At 68.4% G+C, this 26,247-nt stretch carries 23 protein-coding genes and 2 tRNA genes; 19 read left to right on the plus strand and 6 right to left on the minus strand.

What is annotated here, in order from left to right; genetic code table 11:
• Nucleotides 1–46: 46 nt before the first annotated feature.
• The 12 genes from ACQ5DX_RS23785 to ACQ5DX_RS23840 all read left to right on the plus strand — a co-directional run bounded on the left by ACQ5DX_RS23785 (nucleotide 47) and on the right by ACQ5DX_RS23840 (nucleotide 13,930).
• The gene (locus ACQ5DX_RS23785) at nucleotides 47–970 is read left to right on the plus strand and encodes a metal-dependent hydrolase (RefSeq protein ID WP_430334930.1); all 924 of its coding nucleotides are present in this window, start codon (nucleotides 47–49) and stop codon (nucleotides 968–970) included.
• Nucleotides 967–2,088: a PDR/VanB family oxidoreductase gene (locus ACQ5DX_RS23790; RefSeq protein ID WP_430334931.1), complete on the plus strand. Its 1,122-nt coding sequence runs from the start codon at nucleotides 967–969 to the stop codon at nucleotides 2,086–2,088. The genes ACQ5DX_RS23785 and ACQ5DX_RS23790 overlap by 4 nt, the downstream gene beginning before the upstream one ends.
• Before the next feature lie 24 nt (nucleotides 2,089–2,112).
• Nucleotides 2,113–3,036 carry an alpha/beta fold hydrolase gene (locus tag ACQ5DX_RS23795; RefSeq protein ID WP_430334932.1) on the plus strand — a complete coding sequence of 308 codons (924 nt, stop codon included), beginning with the start codon at nucleotides 2,113–2,115 and terminating at the stop codon, nucleotides 3,034–3,036.
• Nucleotides 3,037–3,266: 230 nt separating this feature from the next.
• Nucleotides 3,267–5,300, plus strand: a complete 2,034-nt coding sequence (gene gyrB / locus ACQ5DX_RS23800; protein ID WP_430334933.1) for a DNA topoisomerase (ATP-hydrolyzing) subunit B — start codon at nucleotides 3,267–3,269, stop codon at nucleotides 5,298–5,300.
• Nucleotides 5,301–5,486: 186 nt separating this feature from the next.
• Nucleotides 5,487–8,225 carry an ATP-binding protein gene (locus ACQ5DX_RS23805; protein WP_430334934.1) on the plus strand — a complete coding sequence of 913 codons (2,739 nt, stop codon included), beginning with the start codon at nucleotides 5,487–5,489 and terminating at the stop codon, nucleotides 8,223–8,225.
• Complete coding sequence (locus ACQ5DX_RS23810; protein ID WP_430334935.1) at nucleotides 8,222–8,662, plus strand: roadblock/LC7 domain-containing protein; 441 nt, start codon at nucleotides 8,222–8,224, stop codon at nucleotides 8,660–8,662. Before ACQ5DX_RS23805 ends, ACQ5DX_RS23810 begins: the two co-directional genes overlap by 4 nt.
• A 13-nt stretch (nucleotides 8,663–8,675) precedes the next feature.
• Nucleotides 8,676–9,050: a DUF742 domain-containing protein gene (locus ACQ5DX_RS23815; protein ID WP_430334936.1), complete on the plus strand. Its 375-nt coding sequence runs from the start codon at nucleotides 8,676–8,678 to the stop codon at nucleotides 9,048–9,050.
• Nucleotides 9,051–9,066: 16 nt separating this feature from the next.
• Entirely contained in the window at nucleotides 9,067–9,618 is a 552-nt protein-coding gene (locus ACQ5DX_RS23820; RefSeq protein ID WP_430334937.1) for a GTP-binding protein, read from the plus strand.
• Between the two features lie 206 nt (nucleotides 9,619–9,824).
• The gene (gene gyrA, locus ACQ5DX_RS23825; protein ID WP_430334938.1) at nucleotides 9,825–12,335 is read left to right on the plus strand and encodes a DNA gyrase subunit A; all 2,511 of its coding nucleotides are present in this window, start codon (nucleotides 9,825–9,827) and stop codon (nucleotides 12,333–12,335) included.
• Nucleotides 12,336–13,547, plus strand: a complete 1,212-nt coding sequence (locus tag ACQ5DX_RS23830; protein ID WP_430334939.1) for a DUF3566 domain-containing protein — start codon at nucleotides 12,336–12,338, stop codon at nucleotides 13,545–13,547.
• Nucleotides 13,548–13,622: 75 nt separating this feature from the next.
• Nucleotides 13,623–13,696 (plus strand) — tRNA-Ile (locus ACQ5DX_RS23835).
• Between the two features lie 161 nt (nucleotides 13,697–13,857).
• Nucleotides 13,858–13,930 (plus strand) — tRNA-Ala (locus tag ACQ5DX_RS23840).
• Nucleotides 13,931–14,097: 167 nt separating this feature from the next.
• Here the strand turns inward: ACQ5DX_RS23840 and ACQ5DX_RS23845 are convergent.
• Nucleotides 14,098–14,472 carry a nuclear transport factor 2 family protein gene (locus ACQ5DX_RS23845; RefSeq protein WP_430334940.1) on the minus strand — a complete coding sequence of 125 codons (375 nt, stop codon included), beginning with the start codon at nucleotides 14,470–14,472 and terminating at the stop codon, nucleotides 14,098–14,100.
• 933 nt (nucleotides 14,473–15,405) lie between these two features.
• Here ACQ5DX_RS23845 and ACQ5DX_RS23850 point away from each other — a divergent pair.
• Genes ACQ5DX_RS23850 through ACQ5DX_RS23860 form a run of 3 tightly spaced genes read left to right on the plus strand, consistent with a single transcriptional unit; the run spans nucleotide 15,406 to nucleotide 18,701 of the window.
• On the plus strand, nucleotides 15,406–16,152 hold the full coding sequence (locus ACQ5DX_RS23850; protein ID WP_430334941.1) for a class I SAM-dependent methyltransferase: 747 nt from the start codon (nucleotides 15,406–15,408) through the stop codon (nucleotides 16,150–16,152).
• Complete coding sequence (locus tag ACQ5DX_RS23855; protein ID WP_430334942.1) at nucleotides 16,149–17,411, plus strand: TetR/AcrR family transcriptional regulator; 1,263 nt, start codon at nucleotides 16,149–16,151, stop codon at nucleotides 17,409–17,411. Before ACQ5DX_RS23850 ends, ACQ5DX_RS23855 begins: the two co-directional genes overlap by 4 nt.
• A 30-nt stretch (nucleotides 17,412–17,441) precedes the next feature.
• On the plus strand, nucleotides 17,442–18,701 hold the full coding sequence (locus ACQ5DX_RS23860) for a lipase family protein (protein WP_430334943.1): 1,260 nt from the start codon (nucleotides 17,442–17,444) through the stop codon (nucleotides 18,699–18,701).
• 3 nt (nucleotides 18,702–18,704) lie between these two features.
• Here ACQ5DX_RS23860 and ACQ5DX_RS23865 read toward each other — a convergent pair whose 3' ends face one another.
• The gene (locus ACQ5DX_RS23865; protein ID WP_430334944.1) at nucleotides 18,705–18,881 is read right to left on the minus strand and encodes a hypothetical protein; all 177 of its coding nucleotides are present in this window, start codon (nucleotides 18,879–18,881) and stop codon (nucleotides 18,705–18,707) included.
• A gap of 58 nt (nucleotides 18,882–18,939) precedes the next feature.
• Between ACQ5DX_RS23865 and ACQ5DX_RS23870 the strand changes: the two genes are divergently transcribed.
• A complete protein-coding gene (locus ACQ5DX_RS23870) occupies nucleotides 18,940–19,461 on the plus strand; it encodes a peptidylprolyl isomerase (protein ID WP_430334945.1) in 522 nt (173 codons plus the stop codon).
• Nucleotides 19,462–19,476: 15 nt separating this feature from the next.
• On the plus strand, nucleotides 19,477–20,379 hold the full coding sequence (locus tag ACQ5DX_RS23875) for a rhomboid family intramembrane serine protease (protein ID WP_430334946.1): 903 nt from the start codon (nucleotides 19,477–19,479) through the stop codon (nucleotides 20,377–20,379).
• Between the two features lie 4 nt (nucleotides 20,380–20,383).
• Here the strand turns inward: ACQ5DX_RS23875 and ACQ5DX_RS23880 are convergent, their stop codons facing one another.
• The gene (locus ACQ5DX_RS23880; RefSeq protein WP_430334947.1) at nucleotides 20,384–20,854 is read right to left on the minus strand and encodes a PH domain-containing protein; all 471 of its coding nucleotides are present in this window, start codon (nucleotides 20,852–20,854) and stop codon (nucleotides 20,384–20,386) included.
• A gap of 107 nt (nucleotides 20,855–20,961) precedes the next feature.
• Nucleotides 20,962–21,225 (minus strand): cell division protein CrgA, encoded by a 264-nt coding sequence (gene crgA, locus ACQ5DX_RS23885; RefSeq protein WP_430334948.1) that lies wholly within the window; start codon nucleotides 21,223–21,225, stop codon nucleotides 20,962–20,964.
• 171 nt (nucleotides 21,226–21,396) lie between these two features.
• On the opposite strand from crgA, the gene ACQ5DX_RS23890 reads away from it, so the two are divergent.
• Together ACQ5DX_RS23890 and ACQ5DX_RS23895 are read left to right on the plus strand one after the other, a co-directional pair.
• The gene (locus ACQ5DX_RS23890) at nucleotides 21,397–22,161 is read left to right on the plus strand and encodes a DUF881 domain-containing protein (RefSeq protein ID WP_430334949.1); all 765 of its coding nucleotides are present in this window, start codon (nucleotides 21,397–21,399) and stop codon (nucleotides 22,159–22,161) included.
• Nucleotides 22,162–22,205: 44 nt separating this feature from the next.
• A complete protein-coding gene (locus ACQ5DX_RS23895; protein WP_430334950.1) occupies nucleotides 22,206–22,871 on the plus strand; it encodes an aminodeoxychorismate/anthranilate synthase component II in 666 nt (221 codons plus the stop codon).
• A gap of 62 nt (nucleotides 22,872–22,933) precedes the next feature.
• Here ACQ5DX_RS23895 and pknB read toward each other — a convergent pair whose 3' ends face one another.
• Together pknB and ACQ5DX_RS23905 are read right to left on the minus strand one after the other, a co-directional pair.
• Nucleotides 22,934–24,868 carry a Stk1 family PASTA domain-containing Ser/Thr kinase gene (pknB, locus tag ACQ5DX_RS23900; RefSeq protein WP_430334951.1) on the minus strand — a complete coding sequence of 645 codons (1,935 nt, stop codon included), beginning with the start codon at nucleotides 24,866–24,868 and terminating at the stop codon, nucleotides 22,934–22,936.
• On the minus strand, nucleotides 24,865–26,247 hold the full coding sequence (locus ACQ5DX_RS23905) for a serine/threonine-protein kinase (protein WP_430334952.1): 1,383 nt from the start codon (nucleotides 26,245–26,247) through the stop codon (nucleotides 24,865–24,867). The genes pknB and ACQ5DX_RS23905 overlap by 4 nt, the downstream gene beginning before the upstream one ends.

Here is a 26,247-nt window from a genome sequence, read left to right on the forward strand (position 1 = left end):
CCGCCGCGCGGCGGCGGCGACCCCGCCTGAGTAGCTGGGAGCAGTCATGGCGGTCACCTCCGTAGCGCGCACGCCCGCGACCGAGCCGGACCAGCTCGAGCCCGACCACATCCTGTTGCAGGCCCGGAACGTCGAATTCGACTGGGCCGACCTGCCGATGCACTGGATGCCAGGCGATCCGTTCACGACGCACGTGTTCAACGTCCTGCACATGCTGTTGCCGGCCGGTGAGGAGTGGTTCGTCGCCACCTACAAGGAGGCGTTGCCGCTGATCGAGGACGAGAAGCTGCGCGAGGACGTCGTCGGCTTCATCGGTCAGGAGGCGATGCACGCCGGCGCCCACACCGGGGTGCTCGAGCACCTGAAGGCCAACGGGTTGGACCCGACGCCGTACACCGATCAGATGCACTGGGCCTTCGAGAAGCTGCTCGGTCCCAAGCCGCTCGTCGGTCGGCGCGCGCAGAATCACCTCGTCGAACGTCTCGCGATCATCGCGGCCGTCGAGCACATCACCGCGTTCCTCGGTGACTGGGTCCTCAACGCCGACGGGCTGGATCGCGCCGGGATGCACCCGACGATGCTGGACCTGCTGCGCTGGCACGGTGCCGAGGAAGTGGAGCACCGGTGCGTCGCCTACGACGTCATGCGCTATTTCGACAAGCGCGAGTCGCGGCGGATCCGCACCCAGCTGATCGTGACGCCGATGATCGTGTGGCTGTGGGTGCGCGGCACCCGGTTCCTGATGCGCAACGATCCGGAACTGCAGAACTGGTCTCCCAGTCGGCGGCGCCCGCACTTCTCCGACTTCCGGGCCTCCGGACGTCGTGGAACCCTGCCCACCGCAATGGAATTGGGCAAGCGCATGTCGACGTACTTCCGCCGGGACTACCACCCCGGCAAGGAGGGATCGACGGCGCAGGCGGTGGCGTACCTCGCGTCGTCTCCTGCGGCCCGGGCGGCGGCCCGGTGAAACTGTCCCGCGTGCGCGACCTCCTGTCGAAGCAGGAGGCGCTGACCCGGCCCGCGCCGCCGGCCGATCTCCAGGGCCGCGACCGGCCCGACCGTGCGATGACGCTCGTCGAGGCGGTGGCCGACAAGTACCTGCGGGTACTCACGTCGTACGACTACGACCCCGACGTGGCCGGCCACAACCCGGACACCGCGATGACGCTGATCGCCACCGAGCGCACGATCGTTGCGCAGGACGAGAACGTCGCGGCGCTCACCTTCGCGGCCGTCGACGGTGGCGACCTGCCCGCGTGGCAGCCCGGCTGCCATCTCGACTTCCATCTGCCGTCCGGCCTGCGACGTCAGTACTCGCTGTGCGGTGATCCGGCCGATCGGCGGCACTACCGGATCGCGGTGCGGTCGATCCCCGACGGCGGTGGCGGATCGATCGAGATGCACGGTCTCACTCCGGGCACCACCGTGACGGTCCGCGGTCCGCGCAACGGCTTCCCGTTCGTCCCCGAGGGCAGCGCGCTGTTCGTCGCGGGCGGCATCGGCATAACCCCGATCATCGCGATGGTCCGTGCGGCCCGGAAGTCCGGAATGGATTGGCGTTTCGTCTATTCCGGGCGTTCGCGGGAGTCCATGCCGTTCCTCGCCGAGATAGCGACGTGGGAATCCGATCGGGTGTTCGTCCGTCCCGACGACGAATTCGGCCTGCCCACCGCCGACGACCTGCTGGGTCGCGCTCCCTCCGGGGGAGCGGTGTACTGCTGCGGCCCCACGCCGATGCTCGACGCCGTCCGCGCCGGCTTCGTCGACTCGGGGGCGGCCGCGCTGCACTTCGAGCGGTTCGGGCCGCCGCCGGTGCTCGGCGGCACGCCGTTCGAGGTACAGCTGGTGGGCACCGGTGAGGTGCTCGAGATCCCCGCCGACGAGTCCGCGCTCGCGGTGATCAAGGAGCGGCAACCCGGCGTCGGCTACTCGTGTCAGCAGGGCTTCTGCGGAACCTGCAAGGTGCGGGTGCTCTCGGGCGCACCGGACCACCGGGAGAACCGTCTGACGCCGCAGGAGCAGGCGGACCACATGCTGATCTGCGTCTCGCGGGCCGACGGCGGACGCCTCATCCTCGATCTCTGAATCGACTGACCGGGAGGAACTTTCATGAGTGTGCTTGGCGCAGAGCCTCGCTTCGTCACCAACGGCGACGTCCGGCTCGCGGTGTACGAGCAGGGCAACCCGGCCGGCGAGACGCTGGTGCTGGTGCACGGCTGGCCCGACACCCACGACCTGTGGCAGCACGTGATTCCGCATTTCGCGGACCGGTTCCGGATCGTCAGCTACGACACCCGCGGCGCCGGCGCCAGCAGCGCACCGACGGCCGTCGCGGCGTACGAGTTGCCGCAGCTGGCGCGCGACCTGTTCGCCGTGATCGACGCCGTCAGCCCCGACGCCCCGGTCCACGTGCTCGCGCACGACTGGGGCGCGGTGGAGACGTGGGAAGCGGTGTGCGAACCGGGCGCCGAGCAGCGGATCGCGTCGTACACGTCGATCTCGGGGCCCAACCTCGATCACCTGGGTATGTGGATGCGGCGTCGGCTCGCGCAGCGACGCCCGGCAGGCCCGCTCGCGCAGGCGGCGGCGTCGGGCTACACGGTGCTGTTCCAGATCCCCGTCGTCGGGACGCTGCCGTTCCGACTGGGGCTGTGGCGGATCTGGCCGACGTTCCTGAAGTACTTCGACCGCCTGGACCCGACGCTCGTGCGGCCCGCGCCGACGCTGGCCGCGGACATGGTGACCGGGCTCAAGCGGTACCGGGCCAACATCCGGCCGCGGCTGCGCACACCGCGCGAGCGACGCACCGACGTGCCTGTCCAGCTGATCCTGAACCGGCGGGACCTCGCGGTGCGGCCCGTCGGGTACGAGGACACCGAACGGTGGGTTTCCGACCTGCGCCGACGCGAGTTGCCCGCCGGTCACTGGTCGCCGATCTCGCACGGCGCGGACGTGGCCCGCCTCACGACCGCGTTCGTGGATGATCTTCGCGCCGGAAGTACGCCGGACAGCGGTGCGGTCGGTTCGGCCTAAGGTTTGACCCGTCGGAGGCCGAGAAATCGCGTCTGCGGGGCAATCAGGGGTGTGTTCGGTGCCCTGTAGTCGGTGCCTACACGTAAGATGGTCGAGTAACCAGCGGCGAATCTCGACACACCGCTCGCGGTGCCTCGTTGTGCGTGCGGTCACCAGGCGTGGCCGGCGTCTTTCGAAGCGCGGAGTGGGGCCGTGTCGGCACACTACGGAGTAAGGAGAGCTACCCACCCGTGGCTGCCCAAAAGTCTGACAAGAGCAACACTTACGGCGCTTCCTCCATCACCGTCCTCGAGGGACTCGAAGCCGTCCGCAAGCGACCCGGCATGTACATCGGCTCCACCGGTGAACGCGGCCTGCACCACCTGATCTGGGAGGTCGTCGACAACTCGGTCGACGAGGCGATGGCCGGCTACGCGAGCAAGGTCGAGGTGACCATGCTCGAGGACGGCGGCATCCAGGTCGTCGACGACGGTCGTGGCATCCCGGTCGCGATGCACGCCTCCGGCGCCCCCACCGTCGAGGTCGTCATGACCCAGCTGCACGCCGGCGGCAAGTTCGACTCCGACGCGTATGCGGTGTCCGGCGGTCTGCACGGCGTCGGCATCTCCGTCGTCAACGCGCTGTCGACCAAGGTCGAGGTCGACATCAACGTCGACGGCTACCGCTGGTCGCAGACGTACGACCATGCCAAGCCCGGCCCGCTGGTGCAGGGCGAGCCGACGTCGGAGACCGGCACCACCGTCCGGTTCTGGGCGGACCCCGAGATCTTCGAGACCACCACGTTCAACTTCGAGACGGTCGCGCGCCGCCTGCAGGAGATGGCATTCCTCAACAAGGGTCTGACCATCACCCTCACCGACGAGCGCGTCGCCGAGGAGGAGATCACCGACGACGTCGTCTCCACCACGGCCGAGGCGCCCAAGACTGCCGACGAGGCGGAGGCCGAGGCGGCCGCCCCGGTGCACAAGGTCAAGTCCCGCGTCTACCACTACCCGGGCGGCCTCGAGGACTACGTGCGGTTCATCAACCGCACCAAGCAGCCGATCCACAACTCCGTCGTCGGCTTCACCGCCAAGGGAACCGGTCACGAGCTCGAGATCGCGATGCAGTGGAACTCGGGCTACTCCGAGTCGGTGCACACGTTCGCGAACACCATCAACACCCACGAGGGCGGCACCCACGAGGAGGGCTTCCGCGCCGCGCTCACCTCGGTGGTGAAGAAGTACGCGAAGGACAAGAAGCTCGTCAAGGACAAGGACCCGGAGCTCACCGGCGACGACATCCGCGAGGGTCTCGCCGCGATCATCTCGGTCAAGGTCGCCGAGCCGCAGTTCGAGGGCCAGACCAAGACCAAGCTCGGCAACACCGAGGTCAAGTCGTTCGTGCAGAAGGCCTGCAACGAGAACATCGCGCACTGGTTCGAGGCCAACCCCGCGGACGCCAAGACCATCGTCACCAAGGCGGTGTCGTCGGCGCAGGCGCGTACCGCCGCCCGCAAGGCGCGAGAGTTGGTGCGCCGCAAGAGCGCCACCGATATCGGTGGCCTGCCCGGCAAGCTCGCCGACTGCCGCTCGAACGACCCGAGCAAGTGCGAGATCTACATCGTGGAGGGCGACTCCGCAGGCGGCTCGGCCAAGTCCGGCCGTGACTCGATGTACCAGGCGATCCTGCCGCTGCGCGGCAAGATCATCAACGTCGAGAAAGCCCGCATCGACCGCGTCCTCAAGAACGCCGAGGTCCAATCGATCATCACCGCGTTCGGCACCGGCATCCACGACGAGTTCGACATCAGCAAGCTCCGCTACCACAAGATCGTGCTCATGGCCGACGCCGACGTCGACGGCCAGCACATCGCGACGCTGCTGCTCACGCTGCTGTTCCGGTTCATGCGTCCGCTCGTCGAGCAGGGCCACGTGTACCTGGCCCAGCCGCCGCTGTACAAGCTCAAGTGGCAGAAGGGTGCCGCGCCGGAGTTCGCATACTCCGACCGTGAGCGCGACGGCCTGCTCGCGGCCGGCCTGGAGTCGGGCAAGAAGATCAACAAGGACGACGGCATCCAGCGCTACAAGGGTCTGGGCGAGATGAACGCCAAGGAGCTGTGGGAGACCACGATGGACCCGAGCGTCCGCGTCCTGCGTCAGGTCACGCTCGACGACGCTGCCGCCGCCGACGAGCTGTTCAGCGTCCTCATGGGCGAGGACGTCGAGGCCCGTCGCAGCTTCATCACCCGCAACGCGAAGGACGTCCGCTTCCTCGACGTCTGAGTGACACAAAGCGCCGAGTCGGGCAAATGTGATTTCAATCACTTCAGTGCCCGGCTCGGCGCCTCTAGACTCCGGAACCGCCTAGGAGTCTGTCCTCAACTCCTTCCGGCAAAACTTGTTCTTGGTCCGGGGGAGGGCACGAGTGCGTCACTTGTGCCGGACCTAGGTGGAAAGCGAGCTTGGAAGATGAAGACCCAAACGGCGCCTGGCACCAGGCTCGGGAGGCTGTGGAACCTCGAGGGCTGGAGCCTGCGCTGGAAGGTCACCGCGGCGGTCGCCATCCCGATCACCGTGGCAACGGTGCTCGGTGGCCTCCGCGTGAAGGACGAACTCGGCACCGCTTCCCACTTCGGTGACGCCGCGAAGCAGACCGCCATCGTCGCGCCGATGCTGGACATGGACGTCGCGACCGGTTACGCCGTCGCCAACTACCTCTCCCGGCAGGGATCGCCGGCCGACGACGCCGAGCAGGTCAATCGAACGATCCGTGCGATGCGCGCGACGGTGGCCGACCCCGACATGGATCCCGCCCTGGTGGCCTCCGTGAACCAGGTGATCGACGACACCGAGGCCCTCCGGGCCGACATGACGAAGCTGTCCCTCGACGAACTCGGTACCCGGACGGCCGCTATCCAGGAGGCCGCGGCGAACACGGTCATCGCCGCGATCACGCCCATCGGTGACGGGGCGATTCTCAACGAGGGAACCCGGCTCATCGATGCCTGGGCTTCCCAACGCCGCCTCTTCGACCAGACACTGGCGATCATCAAGCGCTACCAGAACCCGAAATCGCCCGACACCGAGCTGGTTTCGGCCATCGGCTCCGAGTTGGCCATGATCGACGTCCTGGCCCGCTACTTCCCGCACGACGACCCCGCGCTGGTCGGACTGCGAAACGCGGTCGACACCCGCAGGCAGTTGATGCTCAACACACCGGCGGGCACCCCTCCGGGGCTCGAGATGCATCAGTCGATGCTCGACAGCCAGCAGATCTACACGCCGATGATCAAGAACTCGACGGCGTCGATCATCCGTCTGGTGGACGCGAAGTCCAACGAGACCCGTTCCGCGGCGCTGCGCGCCGCCGCCGTCGTGCTCATCACCCTGATCGCCACGATCCTGCTCGGCATCCTCGTCGCCCGGTCGCTGATTCGTCCGATCCGCCGGCTCCGGCGCGGGACGCTCGATGTCGCCCACCACGACCTTCCCGAAGCGATCGAGCAGATCAAGGTCGGCGACGGTTCCGCCGTCACCGAATTCGATCCGATCCCGGTGTACACCACCGAGGAGATCGGCCAGCTCGCACGCGCCGTCGACGACATGCACGGCCAGGCGCTCAGGCTCGCCGGCGAGCAGGCGCACCTTCGCCTGCAGATCGGCGACATGTTCGAGACCCTCGCCCGACGCAGCAAGTCGCTGGTCGACCAGCAGTTGGGCCTGATCGAGAGCCTCGAGTTCGAGGAGAAGGATCCCAAGCGCCTCGAAAGTCTGTTCCGGCTCGACCACCTCGCGGCCCGCATGCGCCGCAACGGCGACAACCTGCTGATTCTCTCCGGCAACCGGGTCCGCCGCGCGCAGTCCGCCCCGGTCCAGCTCGGTGACCTCGTGCGCGCCGCGATGTCCGAGGTGGAGGACTACCAGCGCGTGCAGGTCGGGTCCACCCCGCAGGGCGCGCTGAGCGGTGCCGCCGCGGCCGACGTCGTGCATCTGCTCGCCGAACTGCTCGACAACGCGTTGCGCGCCTCCCCGCCCGGCAGCTGGGTGAAGATCACCTTCGCCCGCGCGGTCGACGGCGGCGTGCTGATCGAGATCGCCGACAGCGGAATCGGATTGCCCGCAGATCGCTTCACCGAGATCAACGATCGTCTCGCCTCGGGTGGCGCGGTGGGGCCGGAGACTGCCCGGCACATGGGCCTGTTCGTCGTCGGCCGTCTCGCGACCCGCCACGGACTCACGGTCCGCCTGCGGCGGACTCACGAGACGCCGACCGATCAGGGCGTCACCGCGAGCGTGCACCTGCCCGACACCCTGCTGGTCTCGCCGTTGGAGATGCCGTCGACCGGTCCGGTCCCGCGCATCGACACCGGCGGGCTGCCGCAGGTGACCATCCTCCCGTCCGGCGCGATGCCGCAGTTGGTCATCGATCCCGCCCGGCAGGAGCCGACGCCCGCGGTGAACCCGTCCGCCGGGCTGCCGCAACGGACGCCCGGCGCGGCGGGCCTGCCGCAGCGGACGCCGGGCGCGGCGGGCCTGCCGCAGCGCGCTCCCGGCGGAGCCGGCCTGCCGCAGCGGACTCCGGGCCTCGGCGCTTCCGCGCCGCTCCCGCCGGAGCCCGCTCCCGTGCAACGCGAGCCCGTGGAGCAGTTCGTGGCGCCGTCGCCCGCGCCGCCGGTGGCCGTGCCCGAACCGGCCGCTCCGACACTCGGAGGCACCGACTCGCCCGAGCCCGCACAACCCGAGACCGCCGACGAATCGCCACGGGCGCGGCGTCACCGCTACCTGGGCAACGCCGCCAAAACCGCGTCGTTCTTCCAGGCGCGCCCGAATGCGACTGCATCCCAGGACGTTACGACCAACGGGACGCCGATCTTTTCCGGGATGGTCACGGACTGGCTCACGGATCCGATCGAGTCGGAGAACATCGGAAAGTTCGAATGGAAGTCGTCGGCCGACGAGGGCTGGACCGCCGCGCACCGGGCTAGCGAGACCCCGGTCGAGGCCAGGACCGAATCTGGTCTGCCGCAGCGCAAGCCGGGGCATCGGCTGGTGCCCGGTGGCGTCGACGCCGGCGACCGGGGCGCACACCGTCGACGGCTGCGGGATCCGGAGGCCGTCCGCGAGAATCTGAGCCGCCACCAAAAGGGAACTCTCGAGGGCCGTGCAGCGAGCTCGGCCGAGCGCACCAGCATCGGAGGAGACATATGAGCATCGACCAGGGATTCGAGTCGAACGGGGAGCCGGTTTCCGGCGGCCACCACCCCCTCGACTGGCTGGTCTCGAACTTCGCCAGGGACATCCCGGGCGTCTCGCACGCCGTGCTGGTGTCCGCGGACGGCCTGCTCATGGCGAGCAGTGCGCACCTCCCGATCGATCGCGCGGAGCAGCTCGCGGCGGTCACCTCGGGGCTCGCCAGCCTGTCGGTAGGGGTGTCGAACCTCTTCGACGGCGGCGGCGTCCTCCAGTCGGTCGTCGAAATGCAGCGCGGCTACCTGCTTCTGATGAGCGTCGGCGACGGATCGCACCTGGCCACGCTGACCTCCTCGTCGTGCGACATCGGGCAGGTCGGGTACGAGATGGCGCTGCTCGTCGAGCGGGTCGGCAGCTCGGTGGAAGCCACGCCGCGGTCGATGCTCGGAACCTGACCGGACTGTGGACATGAACAACGAGTACGACGAGGCGAGCGAGCGCGGACCGAACCTGGTGCGCCCGTACTCGCTCACCTCGGGCCGGACGAGGCCGGCGGTGGAACTGGCACTGGAGGCACTGATCCAGGCGCTGCCGCTCAAGGACTATCAACTCCCGGACCTGGGCGACATCGAGGCGACGATCATCGCGCTGTGCGCGCAGTCGCCGTCGGTCGCCGAGATCGCCGCCCGGGTGGGAGTGCCGATCGGTGTGGCGCGCGTGCTCGTCGCCGATCTGGTCGAGTCCGGTCACGTGCGGATCCTGGCAACCCTGCAAGACGACGCGAGCGACGGCGAACGTCGCGAACTAATCGAAAGGGTCCTCGGTGGACTACGGAACATCTAGCCCTCAGCGCGATCGGGTGACCTCGACCAAGATTGTCATCGCTGGTGGTTTCGGTGTCGGCAAGACCACACTCGTCGGCGCGGTGTCGGAGATCGTCCCGCTGCGGACCGAGGCGCTGGTCACCAATGCCTCCGACGGTGTGGACAATCTCACGGCCACCCCGCAGAAGGCGACCACGACCGTGGCGATGGACTTCGGCCGCATCAGCCTGGCGCCGGACCTGGTGCTGTACCTGTTCGGAACACCCGGACAGCAGCGGTTCTGGTTCATGTGGGACGACCTGGTCCGCGGTGCCATCGGCGCGATCGTGTTGATCGACACCCGTCGACTGGAGGAATCCTTCGGCGCCGTCGACTACTTCGAGGCCCGTAACCTGCCGTTCGTGGTCGCGGTCAACGAATTCGACGATGCGCCGCAGTACCCACTCGAGGAGATCCGGCAGGCGCTCGCGCTACCGGCACACGTGCCGATGCTCTCCATCGACGCCCGCAATCGGGAGTCGGCGAAGGGCGCGTTGGTCGCGATCACCGAGTACGCGCTCACCCGGCTCGGGTCGACGGTCGGATAGAACCCCGCCTCCACCGTCTTCGCCGGGCGTGCCCGGCTCGACAGGGAATCCCGGACAATGAGCGAGTGCTGCCAGGTCTAGCTGACCTGCACCTATAGACTTGACGGGTGCGTGTGCGTGGCGCCGGAGCCATCGAACTTCACCGCTTCGCACGCCCCGGGTCCGCAGGCTCTACCAGGACCGTTTGCTGAGAAGAAGAGGAGCCGATGACCGACACGACGTTGCCCCCGGAGGAACCGTCGCACGACCGCATCGAACCGGTCGACATCCAGCAGGAGATGCAGTCCAGCTACATCGACTACGCGATGAGCGTGATCGTGGGCCGCGCACTGCCCGATGTGCGTGACGGACTCAAGCCTGTGCACCGTCGCGTGCTCTACGCGATGTACGACAACGGCTACCGTCCGGACCGCGGCTACGTGAAGTCCGCCCGTCCGGTCGCCGACACGATGGGTAACTACCATCCGCACGGCGACAGCTCGATCTACGACACCCTCGTGCGTATGGCGCAGCCGTGGTCGCTGCGCTACCCGCTGGTCGACGGCCAGGGCAACTTCGGTTCCCGCGGCAACGACGGCGCGGCCGCGATGCGTTACACCGAGTGCCGGATGACGCCGCTCGCCATGGAGATGGTGCGCGAGATCGACCACGACACAGTCGATTTCGTTCCCAACTACGACGGCAAGACGCAGGAGCCGACGGTTCTGCCGAGCCGTATCCCGAACCTGCTGGTCAACGGTTCCGGCGGCATCGCCGTCGGTATGGCCACCAACATCCCGCCGCACAACCTGCGCGAGGTCGCCGAGGCCATCTACTGGGCGCTCGACAACCACGAGGCCGACGAGGAAGCCACCCTCGAGGCCGTCATGGAGCGGGTCAAGGGACCGGACTTCCCGACCTCCGGCCTGATCGTCGGTGGCCAGGGCATCCAGGACGCCTACCGGACGGGCCGCGGCTCGATCCGCATGCGCGGTGTCGTGGAGATCGAGGAATCCGATCGTGGCGCCACCCAGATCGTCATCACCGAGCTGCCGTACCAGGTCAACCCGGACAACCTGATCACCTCGATCGCAGAGCAGGTGCGCGACGGCAAGATCGCCGGCATCTCCAAGATCGAGGACCAGTCGTCCGACCGTGTGGGCATGCGCATCGTCGTCGTCATCAAGCGTGACGCCGTCGCGAAGGTGGTGCTCAACAACCTCTACAAGCACTCGCAGCTGCAGACCAGCTTCGGTGCGAACATGCTGTCCATCGTCGACGGCGTCCCGCGCACCCTGCGCCTCGACCAGATGGTCCGCTTCTACGTGGCCCATCAGCTCGAGGTCATCGTTCGGCGCACCCGGTACCTGCTGCGCAAGGCCGAGGAGCGGGCCCACATCCTGCGCGGCCTGGTCAAGGCGCTCGACGCCCTCGACGAGGTCATCGCGCTCATCCGCTCGTCGCAGACCGTCGACGTCGCACGCACCGGTCTGATGGGCCTGCTCGAGGTCGACGAGATACAGGCCGACGCGATCCTCGCGATGCAGCTGCGTCGCCTGGCCGCCCTCGAGCGCCAGAAGATCGTCGACGAGTTGGCCGAGATCGAGCGCGAGATCGCCGACCTGAAGGACATCCTCGAGAAGCCCGAGCGTCAGCGCCAGATCGTCAAGGATGAGCTCTTCGAGATCGTCGAGAAGTACGGCGACGACCGTCGCACCCGCATCATCGCGGCGGACGGGGACGTCACCGACGAGGACCTCATCGCCCGCGAAGACGTGGTCGTCACGATCACCGAGACCGGGTACGCCAAGCGCACCAAGACCGACCTGTACCGCTCCCAGAAGCGCGGCGGCAAGGGCGTCAAGGGCGCGGAGCTCAAGCAGGAAGACATCGTCAAGAACTTCTTCGTCTGCTCGACACACGACTGGCTGTTGTTCTTCACCACCAAGGGCCGGGTCTACCGCGCCAAGGCGTACGAGCTGCCGGAGGCCAACCGCACCGCGCGCGGCCAGCACGTGGCGAACCTGCTGGCGTTCCAGCCGGACGAGAAGATCCAGGGCATCATCCACATCAAGTCGTACGAGGACGCGCCGTACCTGGTGCTCGCGACCCGCAACGGCCTGGTGAAGAAGTCCAAGCTGGGCGACTTCGACTCGAACCGCTCGGGCGGCATCGTCGCGATCAATCTGCGCGACGAGGACGAACTGGTCGGCGCCGTGCTGTGCTCGGCCGAAGACGACCTGCTGCTCGTGTCGGCCAAGGGCCAGTCGATCCGCTTCGCCGCGACCGACGAGGCACTGCGCCCGATGGGCCGCGCGACGTCCGGTGTGCAGGGCATGCGGTTCAACCAGGACGACGAGCTGCTGTCGCTCAACGTGGTCCGGGAGGGCACGTACCTGCTGGTGGCGACGTCGGGTGGTTACGCCAAGCGCACCCCGATCGAGGACTACGTCGCACAGGGCCGCGGCGGCAAGGGCGTTCTCACCATCCAGTACGACCCGAAACGTGGCACCCTGGTCGGTGCGGTCATCGTCGACGACGACGACGAGCTGTACGCGATCACCTCGGGCGGCGGTGTCATCCGCACTGCGGCCAAGCAGGTGCGCAAGGCAGGCCGTCAGACGAAGGGCGTGCGGTTGATGAACCTCGGGGAGGGCGACACCCTGCTCGCGATCGCGCGCAACGCGGACGAGCCCGACGAGGATGCTGCGGGTTCCGATGGAGCGAAGGAGTCGTAGTTGAGCACTCCCCGAAAGCCCGGCGAGCAGGGCGACGGCACCGCGGGCGACAAGCCTGAACAGGAGGCCCCCGAGGCCACCCAGGCGCCAGAAGCCACCGGGGCCGCAAAGGCCGCAAAGGCGGCTGAGGCCGGGCCGGCTCAGGCAGCGAAAGCGGCTCAGCCGCAGCCCGGGGATTCCAAGGAACCCAAGGATCCGAAGGCCGCCGCGGTGGCACAGGAGCCCAAGGGAGCCAAGGTATCCCAGCAGCCCGGTGAGTCGACGGACCGCAAGGCGGCCGCCGCCCCGGCCGCCGCCGTGAACGGCGCCGGCACGCAGAAGCCGCCGACGCAGAAGGCGTCGGCCCCGACGCCGCCGTGGCAGCGGGGACAGCAACAGGGCGCACCGAAGACGGATGCGAACCGTCCGGGTGCGCCCACGGCGGGACCGGCAGGGGGCGCCAAGCCCCCCGCCGCTCCCGGCCAGCCGGGCAACAACGGCGCCGGCAAGCCGCCGGCGCCGGCTCGGCCCGTCATCACCGGCACGGCGGCACCCAAGCCGCCGGCCAAGCCGGGCACCCCGGTCCCGCCGGGCAAGCCCGTCGTGACGGGCACGGCGGCTCCCAAGCAGCCTGTGCCCGCCGGGCCTGCCGGCGACGCGGTGGACCGCAGGGCGGCGGCTCAGTCGAAGGCAGCGGTCATCGACGGCCCCACCCGCAGCATCGCGCGCGCCGATCTGGCGAAGGACATGCCGGACCTGTCGGAGGTCAAGCATCCGTCGCCCGGCAGGGCGGCAACGGCGCCGGCGCCCGCACCGACCGGAGCGATCCGCAAGGCCGCGGCCGCCGCGTTGACTGCTACCGCGCCGGTCGACGGGGACGGCCTGCGGGCCACCGTGCAGCTGCGCCGTGTGGACCCGTGGTCGATGCTCAAGGTGTCGCTCGTCATCTCGGTCGCGCTGTTCTTCGTGTGGATGGTGGCCGTCGGCCTGCTGTACGTCGTGCTCGACGGCATGGGTGTGTGGGACCGGCTCAACAACGCCTTCACCGAGATCATCAGCGATTCGAACAGCGGCGGGCTCGTGACGTCCGGCCAGGTGTTCGGCTACGCGGCCCTCATCGGCCTGATGAATGTGGTGCTTATCACAGCACTCGCGACGATCGGTTCGTTCATCTACAACCTGTGTTCCGACCTGGTCGGCGGCGTGCAGGTTACGTTGGCCGACCCCGACTGACCAGGTAAAACAGTGCCCTGCCGGACCCGTTTTGGTATCTGCCCTTCCGGTGGGGTACTGTTCTGCCTGGTTCGAGGGCCTATAGCTCAGGCGGTTAGAGCGCTTCGCTGATAACGAAGAGGTCGGAGGTTCAAGTCCTCCTAGGCCCACTCCCACGTGCCGACGAAGGGTAGCCACCATGAAGGTCATCCTGATCGCAGGAGCCGGATTGCTGGTCGCACTCGGGCTCGCCAAGTTGCTCTCCAAGCGACGCGGCGCCGATGTCTGGCACGAGGTCACAAGTCGCTGAATCCGCGGATTCGGTGCAGACGGGGCCTTAGCTCAGTTGGTAGAGCGCTGCCTTTGCAAGGCAGATGTCAGGAGTTCGAATCTCCTAGGCTCCACACCTGAAAGACGCCATCCCGATCGGGACGGCGTCTTTTTCGTATGTCGGGGGGTCTGCCGGTCCGGTCCCCGAACGGTGGGGGCGTGAGCGCCCTACTGGCCTGCTGCGCGGTCGATTACGCGCGCGGAACGCCGGTCGGCGCGCAGCAGGCCTGTCGGGGCCGGCTCAGCCGGTGATCATGTCCTCCGGGCCCCACACGGCACGCATGCTGACGATCTTGCCGTCGTCGTCGAACTCCATGACGTCGATCGGGGCGATCTCGACGGTCTGGTCACCCATCTTGGTGACGAGCCGGAAGTGGAAGGCCGCGGTGTTCGCTGCGATGCGCAGCGTCACCAGTTCGGCCTCCTGATCGAGCGGTTCGATGATGGCGTAGAACTCGCGGATCGAGTCCCGGGTCGTGCGCACCGGCGTGCCCACCGGATCCTCGACCGTGGCGCCCTCGGCGTACAGCGCCAGGACGTCGTCGGCGGTCCCGGTCGCGACCGCCTTGATGTAGTTCTCGACGGTGTTCCGGATGCTCTCGGGTGACGCGGCCATGATGCTCCTTCTGACTAGAACTTGTTTCAGTCGCGAGGGTATCCCAGCAAGCCCGGCGCGGAACAGGGTTCGTCCGGTACCGCCACGAACGGGAACGTAGCGAGACTCCATTCGGAAAACGGACGTTCGACCTGGTCGGGTCGGATACGATCACCGCAATTCTCCGTCCCGTGGTCTGCGCGGGACGCCTGCGGACGAAAGGTATTGATCCACAAGGAGGGCGACGACAAGCTTCGGGTGTGTGCGGACGACGCGGACTTGCCGCGCGTAGCACGCACTCTGCTCATTCGGTGCGGGAATGGCTTGAACTGGGATCGGCATCACATCCGTTGGCTCGGGTGGTGCGAGGTCCGGTCCGCCCGACACCTCGAGAGCTGCCATCGAGCTCGGGAAGATGGCTGCCACAGCCGCATTCGTCACCACAGCCGTCGCCGTGGAGTCGGGGACGGCCGCGGCGGATCCGGGACGGTCACGACCGTGCTCGACGCCGGAACCTTCGGCATCGAGGCAGACGACAGCCAAGTGGGCGTCGTCCGTGACGACGCTGTCTCGTCGTCGGTGCGATTTCCCTCGCCTACCGGATCGACGGCCGGGTGTTTCCGATTGCCGGCGGTGTCGGCGGTGACGGGTGTGCTCCGGCATTGACGCCGCAGCAGAATCCATTGCCTACCAAACAGGTTCGCATCGACGATCCAGTCGCTCGGCAGAAGCGGATCGAGGAGGCTCGGAAGAGTCAGGCCGGCGCGGTGATCGGCACGGACATCCAGGGCGGCCCGCCGAGGCGTCAGGTGTTCATGGACCTCATAATCCCTTGATCTCCAACAGCTTTCATGCGATGCCCGGGGTCCGTTGACGGCGGGCGTCAAAATGTACCCGGGTGTATTCCGCGCAAAATGCGTGCAGGAACTAACATTCGGGACTCAAAATGGATGCGTGGATGAACTTTCGCGTGGACCGCGTCAGGCGGTCTCCCACGCCGCCACCAAGGCTTGGGAGCGGATCGGTGCCGCGGTGTACGACCCCGTGGTGGCCACCGCCGAGCGGCGTGGCATGGCGGAGTGTCGCCGTCGGCTGCTCGCGTCCGCGAAGGGTGCGGTCGTCGAGATCGGTGCCGGCACCGGGCTGAACGTGCCGTACTACCCGCGCGAGATCACATCACTGGTCCTCACCGAACCGACCGCGGCGATGGCAGCGCACCTGCGTCGCCGGGTGCGGACGGCGCGTCCGGACACGAAGGTGATCGAGACTCCCGGCGACCGGTTGCCCGCCGAGTCCGGGTCGGTGGACACCGTCGTGAGCACACTCGTGTTGTGCACGGTGCCGGACCCGGAGGCGGTGCTCGCCGAAATCGTCCGTGTTCTGCGGCCGAATGGTCAGTTCCTGTTCTGCGAGCACGTACGCTCTGATGTTCCGGCGTCGGCGAGGTGGCAGGATCGCCTCGCCGGGCCGTGGTCGGTGTTCGCTCAAGGATGCCGGTGCAATCGCCGTACGCTGGCGACGATCGAGGAGACGTTCGGGGGCGTCGAGGTCGATCGAGGCGTGTGGCAGGGGATGCCGGCGATCGTCCGTCCATTGGTGATCGGGCGGGCGGTGCCGGGAAGCGAGTCCGGTGGGGTCGAAGGCTCGACCGGGGGTTATGAAGTGCGGCCTCGGGCCGTGGAATCGGGGGGAGAGAAGTGAGTCGAACGGGAAGGGCGTCGGCGTCGTCCGGCGCTGGCGGACAGGACAAGCCGGACAAACGCGCCGAGATCCTCGCGGCGTCCTCGGGACTGTTCGCGGCCAAGGGGTACACGGGTACGTCGATGCGGGACATCGCATCCGGCACCGGCATGCTGGCCGGGAGCCTCTACTACCACTTCGAATCGAAGGAAGCGCTGGCCGCGACGATGGTGCGCGCGCTGCGGGACGGCGTCGTCGCGGCGGCACAGGCACCGGCGGTGCCGTCGGACTCGCCGATCGACGCCATCCGCCGATTCGCGATGGACATCGCCGACGTGTCCGCGCAGCACCCCGGCGCACTTCAGGTGTGCCTGGGCGTGCCGGACACGAAGGACGACGAGCTGGCGTCGCTGCTGGTAGCCGAGCCGAAGTGGTCGGAGAAGAAGTGGCAGACGCTGCTGCGCGCTGCCGCGGACGCGGGGCTGGTGCGGCCCGAGGTCGACGCGAGAATCCTGCGGGAGGTACTGCGCGTCGCCGAGATGTACAGTGCGACGCTCGCGCCCACCGGATTCACCTCCCGCAAGGTTGCCGGCTGCACGGTCGACCTGCTGTTCAACGGCCTCGCCGCGAAGCCGGCCGACGACGACCTGTCGGATTCGGACGCGGCCCGCGTTGCGCGCAAGGTGATCGCCTCCTGGGATCGTGAGAGCCCGATGGCCTACTCCGACAAGCAGGATCGCATCCTCGACGCGGCCCGGTTCGTGTTCGCCGAGCGCGGCTTCGACGCCACCACCACCCGCGACATCGCCAATGCGGTCGGTCTGACCCAGGGCAGTCTCTACCACCACTTCGAATCGCGGGAAGCGATTCTCGTCGCGATCCTGCAGAGCTTCTCGTCCCGGATGTTGGCCGCGCACCAGGAGATCGGCGCGGCCGGAGGGACACCGCTCGAGACCGTCGACGCCCTCATTCGGATGCGCAGTGCGGCCGGCAAGCACTACGAACCCGAGGTGACCATCCTCAAGTCGTGGGCGATGCTCGTCGGCAACGACCACTTCGACTTCCTCATGCTCGACGGTCGAAAAGTGCTGCAGGTGTGGGACAGTGCGTTCTCTGCGGGGGTGCGCGACGGCAGCATCACGATGCCCGGCTCGAGCCGCCTGGTATTCCAGTGCCTCGGGGAGCTCCTGTGGTCCACCCACGGGCTGCCCCGGATCTCGACGGAGCGTCTGACGCGGTACAACCTCGAGACCATCCTGTGGGGTGCCTCGCCGAAGTAAACGGAGATCAACGCGATCAGGGAGGTCGGCATGATCGGAAGGTGGTGTGCCGCAGCGGCGGCGGTGATCGGCACGATGGTGATCGGGAGTCCGGTTGCGACCGCGGAGCCGGATTTCTATCAACCGCCGCCGACCCTCCCTGGGGCGGCCGGGGACCTGATCCGGACCGAGTCGATGCCGTTGGTGTGGCAGGCCGGCGCCTTCCCGGCGAAGGCGACACGAATCATGTATCGCAGCAACGACACCCACGGATCGGCGAATGCGGTCACCGGCACCTTCTTCGACCCGGCAGTGCCGTGGAGCGGCCCGGGTCCGCGGCCCCTGGTGAGCCTGGCTCCCGGGACACAGGGGCAGGGCGACCAGTGCGCCCCGTCGAAGACTATGGGCACTGTGCTCTCCTACACGCCGCCGTCGAACGTCGTGGCGTCGTACGAGGTGCTGTTCGTGAATGCTCTTCTATCGCGGGGCATCTCGGTGGTCGTGACGGACTACGAGGGTCTCGGCACCCCCGGCGTCCACACGTATGTCAACCGCGCGGCGGAGGCGCACGCGTTACTCGACGCGGCGCGTGCCGCGAAGCAGCTGCCCGGCACCGGCATCACACCCGACGGTCCGGTGGCGTTGTGGGGGTACTCGCAGGGCGGCGGGGCGTCGGCGGCCGCGGTGGAACTGCAGCCCGAGTACGCGCCCGAATTGGACCTGCGGGGCGCCTACGCCGGTGCGCCGCCCGCGGACCTGGCCGCGACGCTGGAGCAGATCGACGGCACGATTCTCACCGGCGCGATCGGATACACGCTGAACGGCATCGAACAGGCGTATCCGGAGGCGCGGCCGATGATCGAGGAGCAGTTGAACGACCGCGGACGGCAGATGCTGGCCGACGTCGCGAACCAGTGTGTCGGCGAGACCCGCCTGAAGTACGGATTCCAGCGCACGTCGTCGTTCACGCGGACCGGTGAATCGCTGTCGGTGGTGACGGCCCGGTATCCACTCGCGACCGAACTGTTCGCCGAACAGCGGATCGGCAACCGCACCCCGAAGGCACCGGTGTTGATCGAATCCGGGATCCACGACGACCTGGTGCCGTTCGGTCAGGCCCGTCAGCTCGCCGACGACTGGTGCGCCAAGGGATCGACGGTCCAGTTCAGTGAGAACCTCTTGCCGCCGGTCGATCCCGGCGCCGGTATCAACCACGCCGCCCCGTATCCGCTGGGGACACCCGAGGCGCTCACCTGGATCACCGACCGGTTCAGCGGCGTGCCCGCGCCGAGCAATTGCCGGATGCGCTGAGGACTAGCGCGGGTTGGGGTCGTTCAGTGACGGCGGACGGGGTGCGACGGGCGGCATCTCCGGGCGTCGGGTCACCGCGACTGTGACGGCGCCGACGGCAGCCGCGGCTGCACCGAGACCGATCAGCACCCGTCGACGGCCGGACGTCGGGACGGAAGCACGCTTGCTCGCACGGGTCATGGCTCCACTCTTGCACAGCTCGTGGGCGGCGCCCGGACCGCAATGGCACCATAGGGGGGTGACTTCACAGACTGCTACCGCAACGCTGCACACCAACCGCGGCGACATCAAGATCGCGCTGTTCGGTAACCATGCGCCGAAGACCGTCGAGAACTTCGTCGGTCTGGCGGACGGTTCCAAGGAGTACTCGACGCAGAACGCGCAGGGCGGCGCCAACGGCCCGTTCTACGACGGTGCGATCTTCCACCGCGTCATCGACGGCTTCATGATCCAGGGCGGCGACCCGACCGGCACCGGTCGCGGCGGCCCGGGCTACAAGTTCGCGGACGAGTTCCACCCGGAACTGCAGTTCGACCGCGGCTACCTGCTGGCAATGGCCAACGCCGGCCCGGGCACCAACGGCTCGCAGTTCTTCATCACCGTGGGCCCCACCCCGCACCTGAACCGTCGCCACACCATCTTCGGTGAGGTGCTGGACGAGGAGTCGAAGAAGGTCGTCGACGCCATCGCCACCACCGCGACCGACCGCGGCGACCGCCCGGTCGACGATGTCGTCATCAACAGCATCACCATTTCCTGAGGCGAGGATCCACATATGACGAACCCCGGCTGGGGTGGTGCGGCGAGCGAGGGCACCCCGCCACCTCAGCCGAGGTGCGTGCGCCACCCCGATCGCCCCACGGCACTCGCCTGTACCCGGTGCGGCCGCCCGGCCTGCCCGGACTGCCTGCGTGCGGCGTCCGTCGGACACCAGTGCGTCGACTGCGTCGTCGCCGGGCAACGCGACGCGCGTCCGGCCCGCACCGTCGCCGGTGCCACAGTCCGAACCCAGGTGCCGACGCCTCTGCTCACCTACTTCCTGATCGCGGCCAACGTTGCGATCTTCGCGGTCACCGCCGTGCAGTCGCGCAGCGTGCTCGACAACCACCTGTCGTCGCCGCTGTTCGTCGACTGGGTCCTGTGGGGGCCCGCCGTCGCCGCCGGCGAGTACGGCCGCATCGTGACCAGCGGCTTCCTGCACATCGGGCTGATGCACCTGGCCGTGAACATGTTCGCGCTGTACGTCATCGGCCGCGACATCGAGATCGTCCTCGGCCGGGCCCGCTACCTGGCGGTGTACCTGATCTCGCTGCTCGGCGGATCGGCGTCGGTGCTGCTGCTCGACCCGATGGTGCCTACCGCGGGAGCCTCCGGCGCGATCTTCGGTCTGCTCGGTGCGCAGGCGGTGATCCTGCTGCGACTGCGGCGCAGCCCGACGCCCGTCCTCGCGGTCATCGCGATCAACGTCATCATCAGCCTCACGATCCCCGGCATCTCGCTGTGGGGACACATGGGTGGCCTGGTTGCCGGAGCCGTCGCGACCGCGGCGCTGCTCTACGCCCCGTCCGCGGTCGGAGCGAAGGAGGCCGACCGGGTGCGGACAGCAGGATGGACGGCGTTGGGCGCGGTGGGCGTGCTCACGCTGATCGCCACGGCCGCGGCCGTCGCCGCGATCTGACGGGTCACCCCTCCGCCGGCACGAGTCCGTGCACGGAGAGGGCGTCGAACACCACCATCGGGTCCGTGCCCAGGTCCCAGCGCCCGAATATCAGCAGTCGTTCGGTGCCGTCGGGGTCGAGCGCATCGATCTCGAGCATCGGCACTCGCCGACCCATCCGCGGATACCGCACGATGCGGATCCGCGCGATGGCGTCGCGGGCGTAGACCCGACGACCCCGCACACGCGTCGCCGCGATCGCGGGCACGCCCCCGCGCTGGACGATCGCGAGTTTCGGCCGCTGTCGGGCACCCAGGCCCGCGAGTACGGACAGCGCGATCGCGGCGATGGCGGCGAGGAATCGTCCCGGTGCGTCCAGCCCCAGCAACAGTGCGGCGGCGATCATCACGACCGCACCGGCTGCGAGGGCCGCTACCGCGCTGAGTGGAGTGGACCACTCCAGCGACGGTTCATGATCGACTTCATCCTCAGGCATGTGTACAGATCCCCCTGTTATCCACAGGTGTTATCCACACTGGGGATGAATGACACGTGTGTAATTGCACGGAGGCGGACAGACCGGCCGGTCTGGAAATCGGCAGGTCAGCGCCACCGCATGGTCATGACGAGGCCCACGACCATGAAGCCGAAGCCGATCAGGAAGTTGTACGCCCCCAAGTTGTTCATCCATGTGAGGTTCTCGCCGGCCAAGTAATACACAATCAGCCACGCCAGCCCGACCAACATGAAACCGAGCATCACCGACACGTACAGCGCACTCGACGGACCCGCCTTCACCTTCACCGGCGTGCGGTTCGCGGGGTTGATCGTGTAGGCGGTCTTCTTCCGGACCTTCGACTTCGGCATGACGTCCTTGTCTCGTGGGATGGGGAGAGCGGGATCTGCTGCCCGGATCGGTCCGGGCGAACAGGGTAGATTCGGGACCACCTGTTCTTGTAGTACACGCTAACCCAAATAAGCACAGCCGGGACCGGTCCGTCACGTACCGAATGTCCGAGGTGGAAGTGGTGGTCGAGGGTGCCGGACGTCGAAACGCAGCCGCAGGGCCCGGGCCCGCGGTTCGGTTTCTGGTCGATCGCCGTCATCGTCGTCTGCCTCGTCGCCGGGTTGCTGCTGGCGACCACGCGTGAGGTCTCCCACGGAAACGAGATCCGGGCGGCCGACTCGACCCGACTGTCCGATCTGGTGCGCCGCGCGCAGGACGACGTCGACAACGCTGCCGCCACCCGCGACGAGCTCGCCACCGAGGTCGAGGAGCTCCAGGAGAACGCGGCCGGCACCGACACCCGGGTCGCGGCGGCGCTCGCCGACAGTCGGGCGCTCGCCGACGCGGCCGGCCTGACCCCGCTCAGCGGGCCCGGCATCGTCGTCACCCTCACCGACGCGCCCCGCGACGCCGACGGCAAGTACCCGGCCGGTGCGTCACCCGACGACCTCGTCGTCCACCAGCAGGACGTGCAGAGCGTCCTCAACGCGCTGTGGACGGGCGGCGCGGAGGCGATCGCGATGCAGGACCAGCGGATCGTGAACACATCGGCGCCGCGGTGCATCGGCAACACGCTGCTGCTGCACGGCCGTACCTACAGCCCGCCGTACGTGGTGACCGCGATCGGGGACCCGGTCCGCCTCGCCGCGACCCTCGCGAACGAGCCCGGGATCAAGGTGTTCAAGCAGTACGGCGTTCGATACGGCCTCGGATACACGCAGCAGGAGTCGGGGCACCTCACCGTTCCCGCATACACGGGGCAGCTGCACACCGAGTACGCGCAGCCGGTCGCGTAATCCCTGCGTACCGCGCAAGATCACGCAGGCACTACCCTCGGTTCATGCGCATTCTGGTCGTCGACAACTACGACAGCTTCGTGTTCAACCTGGTCCAGTACCTGGGCCAGCTCGGGACGCAGGCCGAAGTGTGGCGCAACGACGACCCGCGACTGACCGGGGACGCCGCAATCGCGGCCGCCGCGAAGGACTACGACGGCATCCTGCTCAGCCCCGGCCCCGGTACCCCGCAGCGCGCCGGTGCGACGATGCCGCTGGTCGGCGCGTGCGCCACCGCCCAGACCCCGCTGCTGGGCGTGTGCCTGGGTCATCAGGCGATCGGAGCCGCGTTCGGCGCCACCGTCGACCGCGCGCCCGAACTGCTGCACGGCAAGACCAGCCTGGTCCACCACAACGACAGCGGCGTTCTCGCCGGGCTGCCCGACCCGTTCACCGCGACCCGCTACCACTCGCTGACGGTCCTCGAGAACACCATCCCTGCCGAACTGGAGGTCACCGCCCACACCGACAGCGGCATCGTGATGGCGATGCGGCACCGCGAACTGCCGATCCACGGGGTGCAGTTCCACCCGGAGTCGGTGCTCACGCAGGGCGGTCACCGGATGCTCGCGAACTGGCTCGGCGTGTGCGGGCAGTCGCCGGCCGAGTCCCTCGTCGCGACGCTCGAGGACGAGGTCGCCCGGTCGCTCGGAGACGCGCTCGCGCGCTGACCCCCGGAAATCGACTGCGGCGGTCCCCATGTGGGGACCGCCGCAGTCGATTTCACGGGTTCCTAGCGGGGAATTCCCAGCTCGCCGACGATCACCGTCAGCTGCGCGTTCTTCGCGACATCGCTGCCGGCCGCCTGTTGCTGGCCGACGATCTTGCCCACCAGATCCCTGTCGAGCGTCGCCTGCTTCGTCTGCGACATCTGGTTCGACGAGCCCGTCCAGCCGGCCCTGCGCAGCGCGTCGAGGGCCTGCGACACCGTCATCTCGGTCAGGTCGGGCATCGTGAACAGCTTGCCGTTCGACACCTGGAGGCGAATGGTGTCGCCCTTCGCCGCGGACGATCCACCGGACGGCGAGGTGGAGATGACCTCGCCCTCGGGCTTGCCCGAGTCGACCTTCTCGACCTGCACCTTGAAGCCGGCGCCCTCGATGTTCGGCTGCGCGACATCAATCGTCTGGCCGACGACGTTCGGCACCCGCACCTGCTCGGGACCCGAGCCCAGCGTGATCGCCACCATGGAGTCGAGGTTGATCTTCGCTCCCGACGACGGATCCTGGCCGACGACCTTGTCGAGCTGACTCGGATCCGACGGCGCGTGATTGAGGTCCGGGTCCAGTCGCAGTCCGACCGCGCCCAGCGCCTTCTCCGCGTCGTCCTGCGTCATGCCGGACAGCTTGGGGACCTGCACCTGCTCGGGACCCGACGAGACCTGCAGCGTCACGCTGCTCTTCTCGTCCACCGAGGTACCGGCCGCCGGGTTGGTGCCGATGACGTTGCCGCTCGCCACCACCGGGTCGGGCCGGGACTGGATGGTCGAGTCGAGCTTCGCGTTCCGCAGCATCGTCTCGGCCTCCTGCACGCTGCGGCCCGCGACGTTCGGCACTGTCACCTTCGCCGGCGAGGACAGCACCGACGCCGCGAACGCAGCGATGATGCCGAACACGACGAGCACCGCGAGAGCGATCAGCACGTTGCGGGTCGTGTTCTTCTTCTTCTTCGGCGGGGCCGTCGGTGGGATCACCGTCGGCTCGGCGGTCGCCGTCGCGGTGCGAGCAGGCTCGGCCTGGTAGCCGGAACTGGTGGCCGAGGCGCCGTCGACGGCGCCGAGGATCGTGGTGCGGTCCTCGTCCGTCATCACCATCGGTGCGCTCGGACGCTGCCCGCCGAGCACTCGCACCAGGTCGCTGCGCATCTCGGCGGCGCTCTGGTAGCGGTTGGCCGGGTTCTTGCTCATCGCCTTGAGGATCACCGAATCCAGTGCGCGCGGCACCGAGGGATTCACCAGCGACGGCGTCTTCGGATCCTCCCGCACGTGCTGGTACGCGACCGCCACCGGGGAATCACCCTTGAACGGGGGCTCACCGGTGAGGAGTTCGTACAGCACACAGCCGAGCGAGTACACGTCCGAGCGGGCGTCCACCTGGTCGCCGCGGGCCTGCTCCGGCGACAGGTACTGCGCGGTGCCGATCACGGCGGCGGTCTGCGTCATCGTGCTCTGCCCGTCGGCCATCGCGCGTGCGATACCGAAATCCATCACCTTCACCGCGCCGGCGCGGTTGATCATGATGTTGGCGGGCTTCATGTCCCGGTGCACGATGCCGTTGCGGTGGCTGAAGTCCAGCGCCGCGCACACGTCGGCGATGACCTCCATCGCCCGCCGCGGCGCCATCGGCCCCTCGGTGCGGAGGATGTCGCGCAGCGTGTCACCGTCGACGTACTCCATGACGATGTACGGCAGCGGACCAGCGTCGGTCTCGGCCTCGCCGGTGTCGTACACCGCGACGATCGCCGGGTGGTTCAGCGCGGCCGCATTCTGCGCCTCACGGCGGAACCGCAGGTAGAACGTGGGGTCGCGGGCCAGGTCGGCGCGCAGCACCTTGATCGCGACGTCGCGACTCAGCCGCAGGTCACGTCCGAGGTGCACCTCGGACATGCCACCGAACCCGAGAATCTCGCCCAGCTCGTACCGGGAGGAGAGATTGCGCGGCGTCGTCATGGCAGTCCTTGCGTGGCCGTGGTTGTGGTGGCCGTCGTTGTGGTGGTCGTGGTCTCGGGTTCTGTTGTCGTCGTCGTGGTCCGCGGCGGCGTGGTGGTCGTCGTGGTCCGCGGCGGCGTCGTGGTCGTTGTCGTCGGCGGTGGCGGCGTCGTCGTGGTGGTGGTGGTCGTTGTCGTCGGCGGCGCTGTGGTGGTCGTCGTGGTCGGCGCCGCCGTCGTCGTCGCGCGGGTCGTCGTCACCGTCGTCCGCGGCGTCGACGTCACCGCCGGCGCGGACGGTTTGTTGTCGCCGCCCCCGAACAGCAGCAGGCCGAACGTGACGATCACCGCGAGGGTGAGCAGACCACCACCGGCCCATGCGAGCGCCTTCTGGCCGCTGGTCCAGCGGGAACCACTGTCGCCGTCGCCCTGCGGCTCCGCAACTCTGCCGGTGTCACCTGCGTAGTTGCGCTGGTTCGTCGGCATCATCGCGGTCGGTGCGGCCGCCGGGACCGGCGTCACCACCCGGGTCGCGGCCGTCGGCACCCGACCGGGCGGCGGCGGCCGGTGTCCGGTGCGCACCGCGGCAACCGTGTCGGCGAACTCGCCGCCGTTGGCGTAGCGGCCGGCAGGGTCCTTCGTCAGCGTGATGTCGATGAGCTCGCGGATCGGCGCAGGCAGGTCGACCGGCATCGGCTCCGGCGGCTCCTGCACGTGCTTCATCGCCACCGTGAGGGTGCCGCCGCCACCGAACGGGCGCCGGCCGGACAGTGCCTCGTAGCCGACCACGCCGAGCGAGTACACGTCGCTCGCGGCAGTGGCCTCCTGGCCGAGCGCCTGCTCCGGGGCGATGTACTGCGCGGTGCCCATCACCATGCCGGTGCGGGTGACCGGGGAGGCATCGACCGCCTTGGCGATGCCGAAGTCGGTGATCTTCACCTGCCCGGAGGGGGTGATGAGGATGTTGCCCGGCTTGACGTCGCGGTGCACGACGCCGGCCGTATGCGCGGCCTGCAGAGCCCGACCGGTCTGCTCGAGCATGTCCAGGGCGTGCGGAACGGACAGACGGCCCACCCGCGCGAGCACCGCGTTGAGCGGTTCGCCCGCCACCAGTTCCATCACCAGGTAGGCGAGGTTGGCGCCGGCCTCGTCCCGCGTCTCGCCGTAGTCGTACACGCCCGCGATGCCGGGATGGTTGAGCTGCGCGGTGGTCCGGGCCTCGATGCGGAACCGCTCGAGGAACTCCGGGTCCGACGAGAACTCGGCCTTGAGGACCTTCACGGCGACACGGCGATCGAGGCGGCTGTCGGTGGCCTCCCACACCTGACCCATGCCCCCGGTGGCGATCAGCCGCTGCAGGCGATAGCGGCCTCCGATCACCGATCCGTTCGTCAACGACAT

The organism is Rhodococcus sp. ACT016 (assembly GCF_050477185.1).
GTDB lineage: Bacteria > Actinomycetota > Actinomycetes > Mycobacteriales > Mycobacteriaceae > Prescottella.